Below are 15,650 nucleotides of genomic sequence, written 5' to 3'. Positions count from 1 at the left end.
GGCTTAGTACGTTCGTACTTTTCTTTTGCCATTTTTAATCCTTAAATATTAAATAAAAGAACAGCGTTTAAAAATTACTTCGTTTTTGCTTCAATCACAGCTTCGGCAACGTTCTTCGGAGCTTCAGCGTAATGTTTGAATTCCATTGTGTAGGAAGCACGACCTTGAGTCAGAGAACGGAGCTGTGTAGCATAACCGAACATTTCAGACAGCGGAACTTCAGCCTTAACAGCTTTGCCTCCGCCGGGCAAGTCGTCCATACCCTGGATCACACCGCGGCGAGAAGAAAGGTCGCCCATGACGTCGCCCATCTTTTCTTCCGGGGTTTCAACTTCAACAGCCATGATCGGCTCAAGCAGAACCGGGCTGGCATTGCGCATACCTTCTTTGAAAGCCATAGAACCGGCCATCTTGAAGGCGTTTTCGTTAGAGTCCACTTCATGGTAAGAACCGAAGTGGAGTGTTGCCTTAACGTCAACAACCGGGTAACCGGCCAGAACACCGGACTTCATGGTGTCTTCGATACCCTTCTGAACGGCAGGAATGTATTCGCGGGGAACAACACCGCCCTTGATAGCATCGACGAACTCGTAGCCCTTGCCGGGGTTCGGTTCGAGCTTCAGAACAACGTGGCCGTACTGACCACGGCCGCCGGACTGCTTAACAAACTTAGCTTCGGCGTTCTCAACAGTAGAACGGATGGTTTCACGGTAGGCAACCTGAGGTTTGCCGACTGTGGCTTCAACGTTGAACTCACGACGCATACGGTCGACAAGAATGTCGAGGTGGAGCTCACCCATACCGGAAATAATGGTCTGACCGCTTTCTTCGTCAGTACGGACACGGAAAGACGGATCTTCCTGAGCCAGACGGTTAAGAGCGATACCCATTTTTTCCTGGTCGGCCTTAGTCTTGGGCTCAACAGCCTGAGAAATAACCGGTTCTGGGAATTCCATCTTTTCAAGGATGATCGGATGGTCGATAGCGCAGAGTGTATCGCCGGTGGTCACTTCTTTCAGACCGACAGCAGCTGCGATGTCGCCTGCGAGAACTTCCTTGATTTCTTTACGTTCGTTAGCGTGCATCTGCAACAAACGACCGATACGTTCTTTCTTACCCTTGACGGAGTTCAGAACGGTGTCGCCGGAGTTAACAACGCCGGAGTACACGCGAAGGAAGGTCAGCTGACCGACGAACGGGTCAGTCATGATCTTGAAGGCAAGAGCGGAGAACGGCTCTTTATCATCAGCCTTACGACTAGCGACAGAATCGTCATCAGGATCAACACCTTGGACCGGAGGAATGTCAACCGGGCTCGGAAGCAGTTCAATAACAGCGTCAAGCATGCGCTGAACACCCTTGTTCTTGAACGCTGTACCGCAGAGCATCGGCTGAATTTCGTTGGCGATGGTACGCAGACGCAGACCCTTGTTGATGTCGGCCTCGGAGAGGTCGCCGTCGTTCAGGTACTTGTCCATCAGTTCTTCGTTAGCTTCGGCAGCAGCTTCAACCATGTTGCTGCGCCATTTTTCGGTTTCTTCAACCAGCTCGGCGGGAACGTCTTCGAATTTGAACTTCATGCCCTGAGAAGCTTCATCCCAAATGATGGCTTTTCTCTTGGCCAGATCGATAACGCCTTTGAAAGTGTCTTCAGCACCGATAGGAATAACGATAGGTACAGGATTAGCTTTCAGACGAGTCTTCATCTGATCGTAAACTTTGAAGAAGTTTGCGCCTGTACGGTCCATCTTGTTCACGAAAGCAAGACGGGGAACTTTGTATTTGTTAGCCTGACGCCAAACAGTTTCGGATTGAGGCTGGACACCGCCGACAGCACAGTAAACCATGCAGGCACCGTCCAGAACACGCATGGAACGTTCAACTTCAACAGTGAAGTCAACGTGTCCCGGGGTATCAATAATGTTGATACGGTGTTCGGGATGGTTCATGTCCATACCGCGCCAGAAAGCAGTAGTAGCAGCGGAGGTAATCGTAATGCCGCGTTCCTGTTCCTGTTCCATCCAGTCCATGGTCGCAGCGCCATCGTGCACTTCGCCAATCTTGTGATTAACGCCGGTGTAGAACAGAATGCGTTCCGTGGTGGTTGTTTTGCCCGCGTCGATGTGCGCGGAAATGCCGATATTGCGATAACGCTCAATCGGAGTTTTGCGAGCCATGTTTCTATCCTCTGATAATGGGGAGAGCCCGCCGGGCCTCCCCTATTGAAAAAGAAATTAGTTAAAACGGAAGTGAGAGAAGGCCTTGTTGGCTTCAGCCATACGATGAACTTCTTCACGCTTCTTCATAGCACCGCCGCGGCCTTCAGAGGCGTCGATAAGCTCGCCGGCCAAGCGGAGCGGCATAGATTTTTCACTTCTGCCCTTAGCAGCTTCACGCAGCCAGCGCATGGCCAGAGCCATACGACGGACAGGTCTAACTTCGACCGGAACCTGGTAGTTGGCACCGCCGACACGGCGGGACTTAACTTCAACCAGCGGACGAACATTGTTCAAAGCGTTTGTGAACACTTCGAGGGGATCTTTACCAGACTTGTTCTGGATTTCTTCCAAAGCGCCATACACGATGCGTTCTGCAACGGCTTTCTTGCCGTCAAGCATGATCATGTTGACGAATTTGGTGATCTCAACGGAACCGAATTTAGGATCCGGGAGAACTTCACGTTTAGGTACTTCGCGACGACGGGGCATGTTTACCTCAGTTTTGTCTTCAGTCAAATAATTTGAAAATGCATTTCCATCATGAAAATGCGACTTACTCGGTCATAAAAAGAGACCGTTACCGGGAGCGATCCGGTATTAAGCCTGTTTAGGACGCTTTGCGCCGTATTTAGAACGAGATTGCTTACGATCCTTGACACCCTGAGTATCAAGAGAGCCGCGGACGACGTGGTAACGAACGCCCGGCAAGTCCTTCACACGACCGCCGCGAATCAAAACGACGCTGTGTTCCTGAAGATTGTGGCCTTCACCTCCGATATAGGAGATGACTTCAAAGCCGTTGGTCAGGCGCACCTTGGCAACTTTACGAAGAGCGGAGTTCGGCTTCCTCGGAGTTGTTGTGTAAACACGGGTGCAGACACCGCGTTTCTGCGGGCAGTTGTTGAGCGCAGGGCTCTTGCTCTTTTCAATAGCTCTCTCGCGAGGCTTACGCACTAATTGGTTAATGGTCGGCATAAAGTCCGTATCCGAAACGATTAGAAAAACCACTCTTTTGACGGAGTGGAGGTTAATAAAAAACTTTAAGGAAAATGCGCGGACTCTGCGCGAAAGGACGTGCTGCACGGCAGCCGAGAAAGAGCGCAGAAACCCGGGCGGGATTCCGAAAAGTTCCGCATTATTGCGCAAATTCAACCAATTGTCAAACTTTTCTATTTGGCTGAATAGGTTAGCAATTGTATTCAGCGTTTTTCAAAAACCAAAAAAGCGGCCTTTCAGCCGCTTTTTTGGAGGAGTTAAAACCTAATTAGTTGTGATAGCTTTTGCTCTCACCGGTCACTTCTGCTTCGGGAATCGCAGGAACATCGCTCACGATGTTCTCGTTTCCGACATAAGCTTCGGAAGTTTCGATCTCATTGTCGTACTTGAAAGCATCGCGGTCGTGTCTGGCTCTGTGATAGGCCAAACCGGTACCGGCAGGAATCAAGCGGCCGACAATCACGTTTTCCTTCAGGCCGCGCAGTTCATCACGTTTGCCCATGATGGCTGCTTCGGTAAGCACTCGGGTCGTTTCCTGGAAGGAAGCGGCAGAGATGAAGGAGTCCGTAGACAAGCTGGCCTTGGTAATACCGAGAAGCAGATTGTCGTAAGTAGCGGGACGCTTGTTCTCGGCAAGAGCTTTTTCGTTCTCATCGAGCATTTCACTGCGTTCGACCTGTTCACCGGTGATGAACTTGGTGTCGCCCGGATCGGTAATGACAACGCGGCGAAGCATCTGGCGAACAATCACTTCAATATGTTTGTCGCTGATCTTCACACCCTGCAGACGGTACACAGCCTGGACTTCGTCAACAATGTAGCGAGCCAGAGCTTCGATACCCTGAAGTCTCAGGATGTCATGCGGATCGGCAGGACCGTCAACAATGACTTCGCCCTGGTGAACCACCTGACCGTCGTGAACCAGAATGTCCTTATCCTTAGGAATAAGGAATTCATGATCCTGACCCTGGGTGTCAGTAATGATCAGACGCTGTTTGCCCTTGGTTTCCTTACCGAAGGTAACGGTACCGCTTGCCTCGGCAAGAATACCTGCGTCCTTCGGAGAGCGGGCTTCGAAGAGCTCGGCAACACGCGGCAGACCGCCGGTAATGTCTCGAGTCTTCTGGCTTTCCGTCGGAATTCTGGCAAGCACGTCACCGACCTTGGCTTCGTCACCGTCATGAACGATGATGAGAGCGCCGACCGGCAGCTGAATGCTCACAGGATGCTCGGTGCCCGGAATCTTAACGGGCTCGTTGTTGGCATCGAGGAACTGAATCAGCGGCTTGCCGATCTTGCTGGAAGAAGAGTGCTTAGCGTCGATAACGACCAAAGAGCTCAAGCCGGTAACTTCGTCCACCTGGCTCTTAACCGTGACGTTGTCGATAACGTTGGCAAAGCGAACTTTACCTGCGTATTCGGTAACGATCGGACGAGTCATCGGATCCCAGTTGGCAAGTTCGGTTCCGATTTCAACCTGCTGACCATCGGATGCAAGGAGGTTGGCGCCGTAAGGAATCTTATGACGTTCTCTCTCGCGGCCGTTCGGACCTTCGATCACGATTTCGCCGGAGCGGGAAATCACAACCTTGTTGCCCTTCTCACCGGTCACATAGCGCATAGAGCTTGTGAAGCGAATCGTGCCGGCAGACTTCGTAACGACGTTGCTGGCAACAGCTGTACGGCTAGCAGCACCACCGATGTGGAACGTACGCATGGTCAGCTGAGTACCCGGTTCACCAATGGACTGGGCGGCGATAACACCGACAGCCTCACCGGCGTTAACGAGCTTGCCGCGGCCGAGATCGCGGCCGTAGCACTTGGCGCAAAGACCGTAGCGTGTTTCGCAGGTAAGCGGAGTACGGATCTTGACTTCGTCAATGCCGAGCTTCGTGATGAGTTCGACGTCGTCTTCTTCGAGCAGATGACCGGCCGGAAAGATTTCTTCCTGGGTATCCGGGTTGATAACCGGATCAGCCGTCACGCGGCCCAGAATACGGTCAGCCAGACTTTCGGTCACTTCACCGCCTTCAACCAAGGCTTTCATCAGAACGCCCTGATGGGTTCCGCAGTCGTCTTCTGTAACAACCAAGTCCTGAGTCACGTCAACCAAACGACGTGTCAGATAACCGGAGTTAGCCGTCTTCAAAGCCGTATCAGCCAGACCCTTACGAGCACCGTGGGTAGACACGAAGTACTGCAGAACGTTCAGACCTTCACGGAAGTTCGCGGTAATCGGAGTCTCAATAATGGAGCCGTCCGGCTTAGCCATCAAACCACGCATACCGGCCAGCTGACGGATCTGAGTTGCAGAACCACGGGCACCGGAGTCCGCCATCATGTAGATGGAGTTGAAGGATTCCTGAGTTGTCTTGTTGCCGTGACGGTCGATAACAGGTTCGTTGGAGATTTCATCCATCATCACCTTACCGACTTTTTCTGTCGTACGGCCCCAAATATCAACCACCTTGTTATAGCGTTCGCCGGCAGTCACCAAACCGGAAGTGTACTGAGCATCGATCTCTTTGACTTCCTGTTCGGCTTCGTGAACGATCTCGTTCTTCTGTTCTGGAACGATCATGTCGTCGATAGCAATCGACAGACCGCCGATGGTAGCGAGGTGGTAGCCGCGCTGCATCAGTTTGTCGGCGAAGATCACGGTTTCACGCAGACCGCAACGGCGGAAAGCCATGTTAATCAGCTTGGCGATCTCTTTCTTCTTGAGGGTCTTGTTCAAAACGGAGAACGGCAGGCCCGGAGGAAGAATTTCGGAAAGAAGCGCACGGCCGACGGTGGTTTCGTAACGAACCAGCTTCGGTGTCTTTTCACCGGTTTCCTTGTTGACGTCAAATTCTTTAACGCGAACGGTGCAGCGTGTCTGGAGCTCGACAACCTTGTTGGCCAAAGCGCGTTCAACTTCGCCGATATCGGCAAAGAACATGCCTTCGCCCTTTCCGTTGATACGGGAACGAGTCGAATAGTACAAGCCCAACACGATGTCCTGAGACGGAACGATCGAAGGATCGCCGTTGGCAGGGAACAGCACGTTGTTGGAAGCCAGCATCAGAGAACGGGCTTCAAGCTGTGCCTCTAAGGAAAGGGGTACGTGAACAGCCATCTGGTCGCCGTCGAAGTCAGCGTTGAATGCTGCGCAGACCAACGGATGCAGCTGAATGGCTTTGCCTTCAATCAGAAGCGGTTCGAACGCCTGAATACCGAGACGGTGCAGCGTAGGCGCACGGTTCAGCATCACAGGATGTTCGTAAATGACTTCTTCAAGGATGTCCCAAACGACCGGATCCTGATTCTCAACCATCTTCTTGGCAGCCTTGATTGTCGGAGCCAGACCGCGCAGTTCAAGCTTGTTGAAGATAAACGGTTTGAAGAGCTCAAGAGCCATCAGTTTCGGCAGACCGCACTGATGCAGTTTCAGGTACGGACCGACGGTAATAACGGAACGGCCGGAGTAGTCAACACGTTTACCCAACAGGTTCTGACGGAAGCGGCCGCCCTTACCTTTGATCATGTCTGCCAAAGACTTCAGCGGACGCTTGGAAGGACCGGTCATGGCTTTGCCGCGGCGGCCGTTGTCCAGCAGAGAGTCAACGGCTTCCTGCAGCATACGCTTTTCGTTGCGGACGATGATGTCCGGAGCTTTAAGCTCAAGAAGTCGTTTCAGACGGTTGTTACGGTTGATCACGCGGCGATAGAGGTCGTTCAGATCGCTTGTGGCGAAACGACCGCCGTCGAGCGGAACCAGCGGACGAAGATCCGGCGGAAGAACCGGAAGAACATCCATAACCATCCACTCAGGCTTAATGCCGGAGCGCTGGAAGCCTTCGAGAACTTTCAGACGCTTGGCAATCTTCTTGACCTTAGCTTCGCTGGTAGTTTCGGAAAGCTCTCTGCGGAGATCCTCGACTTCTTCGTCAATGTTGATAGTAGCCAGAAGCTCTTTAATGGCTTCAGCACCCATCATGGCCTTGAATTCGTCACCGTATTCTTCGGTCTTGGCCATGTAGTCGTCTTCGGTCATGAGCTGGCCTCTGCGCAGCTCGGTCATGCCGGGATCAACAACGATATAGGCTTCGAAATACAAGACGCGTTCGATATCACGCAGAGGGATATCGAGAACCATACCCATGCGGGACGGAAGGCTCTTCAAGAACCAAATGTGAGCAACAGGGCTGGCCAGTTCAATGTGGCCCATGCGTTCGCGGCGGACTTTGGAAAGTGTGACTTCAACGCCGCACTTCTCGCAGACGATACCCTGATGTTTCAGGCGCTTGTATTTGCCGCAAAGACATTCGTAGTCCTTAATCGGTCCGAAAATCTTTGCGCAGAACAGGCCGTCGCGTTCGGGTTTGAACGTACGGTAGTTAATTGTCTCAGGCTTCTTTACTTCACCGTAAGACCAAGAACGAATCTTTTCCGGGGAAGCAATGCCGATCTTGATCGCGTCAAACGGCTCATTCTCTTTATTTGTCTTAAAGAGAGAGTTAAAAGCTTTCATCATTTTTTAGAAGATTCCTTATCACGGTCTAAATCAATGTCAATGCCCAGAGAGCGGATTTCCTTAACGAGAACGTTGAAGGATTCCGGCATTCCGGCGTCGATCACGTGATCGCCCTTGACAATGTTTTCGTAGAGCTTTGTACGTCCCGTCACGTCGTCAGACTTAACAGTAAGCATTTCCTGCAGGACATAGCTGGCACCGTAAGCTTCAAGCGCCCAGACTTCCATTTCACCGAAACGCTGACCGCCGAACTGAGCTTTACCGCCGAGAGGCTGCTGTGTAACCAGAGAGTACGGACCGGTAGAACGAGCATGCATCTTGTCGTCGACCAAGTGGTGCAGTTTCAGATAGTGCATCACGCCGACGGTAACCGGACGGTCAAATGCGTCGCCGGTGCGTCCGTCAAAGAGCTGGGCCTGAGTCTTGGAAGGAGTCAGGTGCAGTTTCTTCGCGGTTTCTTCCGGGAAGGCAAGGTTGAGCATCTCACGGATGTCGCTTTCGCTTGCGCCGTCGAACACTGGGGTTGCGAACGGAACACCCTTCTTCAGGTGTTTAGCCAGATCGATGATTTCGTCATCGGTCAGAGAATCAAAGTCTTCCTTCTTACCGCTGCTCTTGTTGTAAATCGTGTTCAAGAACTCACGGATCTCTGCGACCTGCTTGCTGCGCTCGTGCTTGAGCATTTCAGCAATTCTCCAGCCCAAACCGAAAGCAGCCCAGCCCAAGTGAACTTCAAGAACCTGACCGATGTTCATTCGGGAAGGCACGCCCAGCGGGTTCAGAACAATGTCAACAGGTCTGCCGTCGGCCATGAAAGGCATATCTTCGACACGAGTGATGCGGGAAACCACACCCTTGTTGCCGTGACGACCGGCCATCTTGTCACCGGGCTGCAGACGACGCTTAACAGCTAGATAAACCTTGACCATCTTCTGAACGCCTGTCGGCAGTTCGTCGCCCTGAGTCAGTTTCTTGCGTTTTTCGTTCCAAGCTTCGTCGAACTCTTTACGTTTGGCTTCCAAGGAAATGCGGACTTCTTCGATCTGCTTCTGCAGCTCTTCGTCAGCCATACGGATGTCAAACCACTTGTGAACATTGAGGCCGTCGAGGTATTCCTTAGTGACTTTCTTGCCCTTGCCTAAGCCGTCAGGACCGCCCTGAGCAACATTGCCGATCAGCTGACGAGCCAGACGTTCGAAAGCGTCGCGCTCAACAATTCTCAACTGGTCATTCAGGTTGGTGCGGTAACGCTTCAGTTCATCGTCAATGATGGACTGGGCGCGTTTGTCGCGTTCGATGCCTTCACGTGTGAAGACCTGAACGTCGATAACGGTACCGACCATGCCGCTCGGGACGCGCAGAGAAGTATCCTTAACGTCGCTGGCTTTTTCACCGAAGATAGCGCGAAGCAGTTTCTCTTCCGGAGTCAGTGTAGTTTCTCCCTTCGGAGTCACTTTACCGACCAGAACGTCACCGGCCTTGACTTCAGCACCGATGTAAACGATGCCGGATTCGTCGAGACGGTTGATCTGGTTTTCGCTCAGATTCGAAATATCGCGCGTAATTTCTTCGCTGCCGAGTTTGGTATCACGGGCCTGAACAGAAAGCTCTTCAATGTGGATGGAAGAATAACGGTCATCAGCAACCACTTTTTCGCTCACCATCACAGAGTCTTCGTAGTTGTATCCGTTCCACGGCATGAAGGCAACGATCATATTCTGACCTAATGCCAGTTCGCCGAGATCGGTCGAAGCACCGTCAGCAATCACGTCGCCCTTGGCGATATGGTCGCCGGGGTTGACGATAGGACGCTGGTTGATATTCGTACCCTGGTTGGAACGTGTAAATTTCTGAAGGTTGTAAATGTCCACACCAACTCTGCCGGGGACGTTTTCTTCGTCATTTACACGAACAACGATACGGTTGGCGTCGACGTAGTCAACAACACCGCCGCGCTCTGCCTGAACAGTCGTACCGGAGTCAACCGCAACCGTTCTTTCGATGCCCGTACCGACAACAGGTTTTTCCGGACGGAGACAGGGAACGCCCTGACGCTGCATGTTGGAACCCATCAAAGCACGGTTCGCGTCATCGTGTTCCAGGAACGGAATCAGGGAAGCAGCAACGGAAACGATCTGTGCCGGAGCCACGTCCATGTACTGAACGCGTTCGGGACGCATCAGGACGAATTCGCCTTTATCACGGCAGCTGACGAGCTCGTCGCTCAGGTTGCCCTTGTCATCGATGGAAGCGTTAGCCTGAGCAATAATGTAGTTGCCTTCATCGATTGCAGAGAGGTAGGCGATTTCGTTGGTTACGTGACCGTCGATCACTTTTCTGTACGGTGTCTCAAGGAAACCGTAGTCGTTCAGACGCGCATAAAGAGCCAGAGAGTTAATCAAACCGATGTTCGGACCTTCAGGCGTTTCAATCGGGCAGACACGACCGTAGTGAGTCGGATGCACGTCTCGAACTTCGAAGCCTGCGCGCTCACGAGTCAAGCCGCCCGGGCCCAATGCGGAAATACGGCGCTTGTGCGTGATTTCAGACAGCGGGTTGGTCTGATCCATGAACTGGCTCAGCTGAGAAGAACCGAAGAAGTCGCGAATAGCTGCGCTGATCGGTTTGCTGTTGATCAGGTCATGCGGCATCAGATTGTCGGATTCGGCCTGTCCCAAACGTTCACGAACGGCACGCTCGACACGAACAAGACCGGAACGGAACTGGTTTTCTGTCAATTCACCGACACAGCGGACGCGACGATTGCCCAAGTGGTCAATATCGTCAACCTGGCCTTCGCCGTTGCGAAGCTGAACGATAGCCTTCATCGTATCGATGATGTCTTCCGGTTCAAGCGTCATCGGACCGGTTTCGGTACCGCGGTTGAAGCGGGAATTAATCTTCATGCGGCCGACGCGGGACAGATCGTATGTTTCGGGATCGAAGAACAGACGACGGAACAATGTCTCAACAGCTTCTTCTGTAGGCGGTTCGCCCGGACGCATCATGCGGTAGATCGCAATACGTGCGGACAGCTGATCAGGAGTTTCGTCCAGTCTCAGAGTGTCGGAAATGTACGGACCGCGGTTCAGTTCGTTGATGTACAGCGTATCGAAAGAATCGATGCCGTGCTCGCGGATCTTCTCAAGAAGTTCCGGAGTAATTTCATCGTTGGCGTTGGCCACGACTTCACCGGAATCTTCGTCATACAGATTCGTAGCGATGACCTTACCGATGAGGTTGTCAAGCGGAACCGGAAGTTCGGTAATGCCGAGCTTTTCGATTTCACGAACGTGACGGGCATTGATACGCTTATCCTTGGCAACAATAACTTTGCCTTCCGGATCTTTAATATCAAAAGCGGCAATTTCACCGCGGAGACGAGACGGAATGATCTCGAGCGTGGCGCCGTCCTGGGTCAGTGTGTAGTGATCGAATTCGTAGAACTGCTTCAGAATGCTTTCCGGTGTCATGCCCAATGCTTTGAGCATGATGGTTCCGGGCATCTTGCGGCGACGGTCGATACGGAAGTGAAGAATGTCTTTCGCATCGAATTCAAAGTCGAGCCAAGAGCCGCGGTACGGAATAATACGGGCGCTGAACAGCAGTTTTCCGGAGCTGTGTGTCTTGCCGCGATCGTGCTCAAAAAATACGCCCGGAGAACGATGAAGCTGAGATACAATAACGCGCTCGGTACCGTTGATGATGAAAGATCCTTTTTTCGTCATCAAAGGGATTTCACCCATGTAAACTTCTGACTCGCGGATCTCTTTTACAGTAGACTGCTTGGGTTGGTCCCTGTCGAAAATAACAAGACGGACTTTTGCTCTGAGGCGAGAGCAATAATTCAGTCCGCGAAGCTGACATTCAGAGACATCAAAGACAGGATCGTCTAAAATATATTCCTGAAATTCAAGCCTGGCTAAACCGTTGTGGCTGACGATAGGGAAGATGGATTTAAATGCACCCTGCAAACCTTCATCACGGCGCTCTGCAGCGGGAACATCTGCCTGCAAAAATTCGTGGTAGGAATGCAACTGCGTTTCCAGTAAGGAAGGCACTTCAAGTACGCTCGGACGCTTGGCAAAGCTTTTCCGAATACGCTTCTTTTCAGTGAACGAGTACGACATGAACGCTCCGTTCGAAAGAGAAAAAAAGAAAATTCCCCAAAAGCAATAACAGACACGAATAGCCACGCCGAGCCCTCACCAGGGCCCAATGCGCGGCAAAACTCAAATTGTCTAAATTATGCTCCTGCAGAAGACTTTGGCTGGATCATACTGAATGACCCACTCAAAGTTTTCCGATAGGAAAAAAAAACAAGGCTCCAAATATGGAGCCTTGCAGTATAACTGAAAAATTACTTCAGTTCAACCTTGGCGCCAGCGGCTTCCAGTTTCTTCTGGGCTTCTTCAGCGTCAGCCTTGGCAAGGCCTTCCTTAACAGTCTTAGGAGCGCCGTCGACGAGGTCTTTGGCTTCCTTCAGGCCGAGTCCAGTCAGTTCACGGACAGCCTTAATAACCTGAACCTTGTTAGCGCCGATTTCTTTCAGAACGACGTCGAATTCGGATTTTTCTTCAGCAGGAGCAGCAGCGCCACCGGCAGGGGCAGCAACAGCAACAGCAGCTGCAGCAGCGGAAACACCGAATTTTTCTTCCATCATTTTGATGAGTTCGGAAACTTCGAGAACGGACATGGACGCAATTGCGTCAAGGATTTCTTCTTTGGACAAAGCCATTTTGGTAACTCCAATACGTTGTGTAACTAAAAATTAAAACTTACAAAATCAGGCAGCAGCCTGTTCTTTGGCATCGCGCACTGCAGCAAGAGTTCTGACGAAACGTGCGGGAACTTCGTTGAGCGTACGAACGAACTTAGCAACCGGTTCGTTCATCGTGGCCATCAACTTAGCCAGCAATTCATCGCGGCTCGGCATTGTGGCAAGTTTTTCAACGCCGGCAACGTCAAGGACGTTGTTGGGCATTGCACCAGCCTTAATAACGAGCTGCGGGTTTGTCTTGGCAAAGTTAGCCATGACCTTGGCAGGAGCCACAGGGTCAGCAGAAAAACCGTAAAGAAGGGGTCCGACAAACTGATCGGACAAGCCTTCGAACGGAGTGTCTTTGACGGCACGGCGTGCTAAGGTGTTTTTCAAAACGCGCAACTGAACACCATTCTCACGTGCTTCTTTACGGAGTTTGGTGGCTGCATCTACGGTCAGCCCACGGTATTCGGCAATAACAAGACCTTCGGTACCAGCGATGATTTCGCTGATCTCTTTGATCATGTCAGCCTTTTCTTGTCTATTAAGACCCATGGTCTGCTCCACTCAGAGGTGCTGCTTTCACAGCACCGGTTCAAAATAACCGGCTCACTCCGAGAGTTCCAAGGAATCTGTCCGTCAGGACACACAACGCTTGTTCTCTCTTCGGTTGCCATCTACGCTGGTTTTCCGCTTCGGGATATTAAGAATGACACATTCGCCAGCGGTCTTTGACGGCTACAGCCCAGAGGCTGTAACCCAAAGTCCTTTACTTGGGCTTGCGCCCGGTTTCGGATTGCTCTGAAACGAAATTAGTTCAATGTCTGAACATCAACCTTGACACCGGGACCCATTGTCGAACTAACCGCAACTTTACGAATATAAACGCCCTTCGTAGAAGCGGGTTTGATCTTGTTCAGCTGCTCAATGAGGGCCTTGATGTTCGTAAGAAGCTGTTCAACTTCGAAGGAAGCACGACCGACAGGAGCGTGAATGATACCGGCTTTGTCAGCACGGAACTGAACCTGACCGGCCTTAGCGTTCTTAACAGCCTGAGCAACGTTCGGTGTAACAGTACCGACTTTCGGGTTCGGCATTAAGCCGCGCGGGCCGAGGATCTGACCTAACTGACCGACAACACGCATTGCTGCGGGTTCAGCGATCACAACGTCGAAATCCATCTTGCCGCCTTTGATTTCGTGGGCTAAATCTTCCATACCGACGATATCGGCACCGGCTTCTTTAGCAGCTTCTGCAGCAGCGCCCTGGGCGAAAACTGCAACACGAACTGTCTTGCCTGTACCGGCAGGCATAACGACAGAACCGCGGACAGCCTGATCGCTCTTACGAGGATCAATGCCGAGCTGAACAGCGATATCAACGGATTCGTTGAACTTGGCATTGGCAAGAGCTTTGACGAGTTCGACAGCTTCATTCAAAGCGTAGAACTTCTGGGCTTCAACTTTGCTCTTGTTCTCTTTTTCGCGTTTGCTGATCTTTGCCATTATTTCACTCCTTCAACGGTGATACCCATGGAACGAGCGCTTCCGGCGATAGTGCGAACCGCGGCGTCCATATCGGCAGCTGTAAGGTCAGGCATCTTGGTCTTAGCGATCTCTTCAGCCTGAGCACGTGTAATCTTGCCGACTTTGTCTGTATGCGGACGGGCAGAACCCTTCTGAATCTTTGCAGCCTTCTTGATCAGGATGGTGGCCGGAGGAGTCTTCATCACGAAGGTGAAGCTCTTGTCGGCGTAAGCCGTGATCACGACAGGGATAGGAAGACCCGGTTCAACGCCTTGTGTTTTTGCGTTGAAGGCCTTGCAGAATTCCATAATGTTCAAGCCGCGCTGACCCAGAGCCGGACCGATAGGTGGCGAGGGATTAGCCTTACCGGCAGGAACCTGAAGCTTAATAAAGCCTACAATTTTCTTTGCCATTTATTTTCCTTACGGGTAGACGCTTCGGCAATGAAGCTCCCCGAGGTAAAGAGTCCATAAAAATAAGAGGTTTCCTGCTCGGACTCTCAGGCAGAAAACCGATATTCTTTAAGCCTTCTCGACTTCGTTGAAAGCAAGTTCAACGGGAGTGTCGCGGCCGAAGATCGATACCATAACACGAAGTCTGTTCTTGTCATAGTTCACTTCTTCGATTATTCCGTTAAAGTCTGTAAACGGACCGTTCTTGATGCGAACAGAACCGCCGACTTCAAATTCGACACGAGGTCTGGGAGCCTCGGAACCGGCTTCCATTTTGCTCTTGATGGCTTCAATGTCCTTAGCAGGCAGCGGAGACGGCTTGTTTGCACTGCCGCCCAGGAAGCCCGTAATTCTAGCCGTATTTTTGACGAGATGCCAAGTCTCGTCGTTCATGATCATTTTGACGAAGATGTAGCCCGAGTACATACGGCGGGTGGAAACACGCTTTTTGCCGTTTTTCACCTCGGAGATGTCCTCTGTCGGAACCAAAATCTCTTCGAAACAATCCTGCAGTCCCTCACGAGCAATTCTCTCTCTCAGAGCAGACTCGGCACTCTTCTCCATTCCGGAATAAGTGTGCACAACGTACCATTTCATATCGGACATTTTCAACTCTCTTTAGATCAGAGAAAGAAGGACATCGTAAAGAAGAAACTCGATGAGTTTGTCAACGATGAAAAGGAAGAAGGCAATCACGACCACGAAGGCACAGACAATACCGGTGGTATTGATCGTTTCCTTTCTGGTCGGCCAAACAACTCTTCTCAGTTCTTCGTAGGAGGCCTTGCAGTACTTGGCAAATTCTTTGCCGGGTGCGCTGAACCAACCTAAAACAACGCCGACGACTAAGCTGCCGATCAAAATACCCACGCGAATACCGGTAGGTTGTTCCGCCAGTAAGGCAAAAGCAAAAACTCCGCTTACTGCAATAAGGATAGCAATCGTCATCAAAAGGACGCCGCCTTTTGATTCTGTTGCCGGTGTTGCGTTTTGCGTACTCATTTACTGTTTCCGTGAAATCAAACCGCGACCCTAAGGCCGCGGTTCGTTTTTGGTGGCAGGGGCAGAAGGAATCGAACCCTCAACCTACGGTTTTGGAGACCGTCGCTCTGCCAATTGAGCTATACCCCTAAAAATCTTTTATTAGCCGACGATCTTAGAAACAACGCCGGCACCGAC

General features: G+C 51.6%; 11 protein-coding genes and 1 tRNA gene. All 12 read right to left on the bottom strand.

Annotated features, from left to right (window positions below; translation table 11 throughout):
- Window positions 1-74: 74 nt before the first annotated feature.
- The 12 genes from fusA to HMPREF9439_RS07755 all read right to left on the bottom strand — a co-directional run bounded on the left by fusA (window position 75) and on the right by HMPREF9439_RS07755 (window position 15,602).
- Entirely contained in the window at window positions 75-2,177 is a 2,103-nt protein-coding gene (gene fusA / locus HMPREF9439_RS07810; protein ID WP_008810415.1) for an elongation factor G, read from the bottom strand.
- Between the two features lie 57 nt (window positions 2,178-2,234).
- On the bottom strand, window positions 2,235-2,708 hold the full coding sequence (gene rpsG, locus HMPREF9439_RS07805; RefSeq protein ID WP_008810414.1) for a 30S ribosomal protein S7: 474 nt from the start codon (window positions 2,706-2,708) through the stop codon (window positions 2,235-2,237).
- A gap of 108 nt (window positions 2,709-2,816) precedes the next feature.
- Window positions 2,817-3,194 (bottom strand): 30S ribosomal protein S12, encoded by a 378-nt coding sequence (gene rpsL, locus HMPREF9439_RS07800; protein ID WP_040603522.1) that lies wholly within the window; start codon window positions 3,192-3,194, stop codon window positions 2,817-2,819.
- 289 nt (window positions 3,195-3,483) lie between these two features.
- Window positions 3,484-7,728: a DNA-directed RNA polymerase subunit beta' gene (gene rpoC, locus HMPREF9439_RS07795; RefSeq protein WP_083769652.1), complete on the bottom strand. Its 4,245-nt coding sequence runs from the start codon at window positions 7,726-7,728 to the stop codon at window positions 3,484-3,486.
- Window positions 7,728-11,861, bottom strand: coding sequence for a DNA-directed RNA polymerase subunit beta (gene rpoB, locus HMPREF9439_RS07790; protein WP_008810411.1), 4,134 nt, complete (start codon window positions 11,859-11,861; stop codon window positions 7,728-7,730). The genes rpoC and rpoB overlap by 1 nt, the downstream gene beginning before the upstream one ends.
- Before the next feature lie 230 nt (window positions 11,862-12,091).
- Entirely contained in the window at window positions 12,092-12,469 is a 378-nt protein-coding gene (rplL, locus tag HMPREF9439_RS07785) for a 50S ribosomal protein L7/L12 (RefSeq protein ID WP_008810410.1), read from the bottom strand.
- A 48-nt stretch (window positions 12,470-12,517) separates the two neighbouring features.
- The gene (rplJ, locus tag HMPREF9439_RS07780; RefSeq protein ID WP_008810409.1) at window positions 12,518-13,048 is read right to left on the bottom strand and encodes a 50S ribosomal protein L10; all 531 of its coding nucleotides are present in this window, start codon (window positions 13,046-13,048) and stop codon (window positions 12,518-12,520) included.
- Between the two features lie 257 nt (window positions 13,049-13,305).
- Window positions 13,306-13,998 carry a 50S ribosomal protein L1 gene (gene rplA / locus HMPREF9439_RS07775; RefSeq protein WP_008810408.1) on the bottom strand — a complete coding sequence of 231 codons (693 nt, stop codon included), beginning with the start codon at window positions 13,996-13,998 and terminating at the stop codon, window positions 13,306-13,308.
- A complete protein-coding gene (gene rplK / locus HMPREF9439_RS07770; protein ID WP_008810407.1) occupies window positions 13,998-14,432 on the bottom strand; it encodes a 50S ribosomal protein L11 in 435 nt (144 codons plus the stop codon). Before rplK ends, rplA begins: the two co-directional genes overlap by 1 nt.
- Before the next feature lie 108 nt (window positions 14,433-14,540).
- Complete coding sequence (nusG, locus tag HMPREF9439_RS07765; protein ID WP_008810406.1) at window positions 14,541-15,077, bottom strand: transcription termination/antitermination protein NusG; 537 nt, start codon at window positions 15,075-15,077, stop codon at window positions 14,541-14,543.
- A gap of 12 nt (window positions 15,078-15,089) precedes the next feature.
- Window positions 15,090-15,473 carry a preprotein translocase subunit SecE gene (gene secE / locus HMPREF9439_RS07760; protein WP_008810405.1) on the bottom strand — a complete coding sequence of 128 codons (384 nt, stop codon included), beginning with the start codon at window positions 15,471-15,473 and terminating at the stop codon, window positions 15,090-15,092.
- A gap of 53 nt (window positions 15,474-15,526) precedes the next feature.
- Window positions 15,527-15,602, bottom strand: a tRNA-Trp gene (locus HMPREF9439_RS07755).
- Window positions 15,603-15,650: the final 48 nt, after the last annotated feature.

It is taken from the genome of Parasutterella excrementihominis YIT 11859, assembly GCF_000205025.1.
Lineage (GTDB): Bacteria > Pseudomonadota > Gammaproteobacteria > Burkholderiales > Burkholderiaceae_F > Parasutterella > Parasutterella excrementihominis.
Note: the sequence above shows the minus strand (reverse complement) of the source record. Positions and strands in the feature narration are given on the sequence as shown.

Excerpts from the sequence above, each read along its gene's own strand:
- fusA (WP_008810415.1), bottom strand. The coding sequence starts at position 2,177 with ATGGCTCGCAAAACTCCGATTGAGCGTTATCGCAATATCGGCATTTCC.
- rpsG (WP_008810414.1), bottom strand. The coding sequence starts at position 2,708 with ATGCCCCGTCGTCGCGAAGTACCTAAACGTGAAGTTCTCCCGGATCCT.
- rpsL (WP_040603522.1), bottom strand. The coding sequence starts at position 3,194 with ATGCCGACCATTAACCAATTAGTGCGTAAGCCTCGCGAGAGAGCTATT.
- rpoC (WP_083769652.1), bottom strand. The coding sequence starts at position 7,728 with ATGAAAGCTTTTAACTCTCTCTTTAAGACAAATAAAGAGAATGAGCCG.
- rpoB (WP_008810411.1), bottom strand. The coding sequence starts at position 11,861 with ATGTCGTACTCGTTCACTGAAAAGAAGCGTATTCGGAAAAGCTTTGCC.
- rplL (WP_008810410.1), bottom strand. The coding sequence starts at position 12,469 with ATGGCTTTGTCCAAAGAAGAAATCCTTGACGCAATTGCGTCCATGTCC.
- rplJ (WP_008810409.1), bottom strand. The coding sequence starts at position 13,048 with ATGGGTCTTAATAGACAAGAAAAGGCTGACATGATCAAAGAGATCAGC.
- rplA (WP_008810408.1), bottom strand. The coding sequence starts at position 13,998 with ATGGCAAAGATCAGCAAACGCGAAAAAGAGAACAAGAGCAAAGTTGAA.
- rplK (WP_008810407.1), bottom strand. The coding sequence starts at position 14,432 with ATGGCAAAGAAAATTGTAGGCTTTATTAAGCTTCAGGTTCCTGCCGGT.
- nusG (WP_008810406.1), bottom strand. The coding sequence starts at position 15,077 with ATGTCCGATATGAAATGGTACGTTGTGCACACTTATTCCGGAATGGAG.
- secE (WP_008810405.1), bottom strand. The coding sequence starts at position 15,473 with ATGAGTACGCAAAACGCAACACCGGCAACAGAATCAAAAGGCGGCGTC.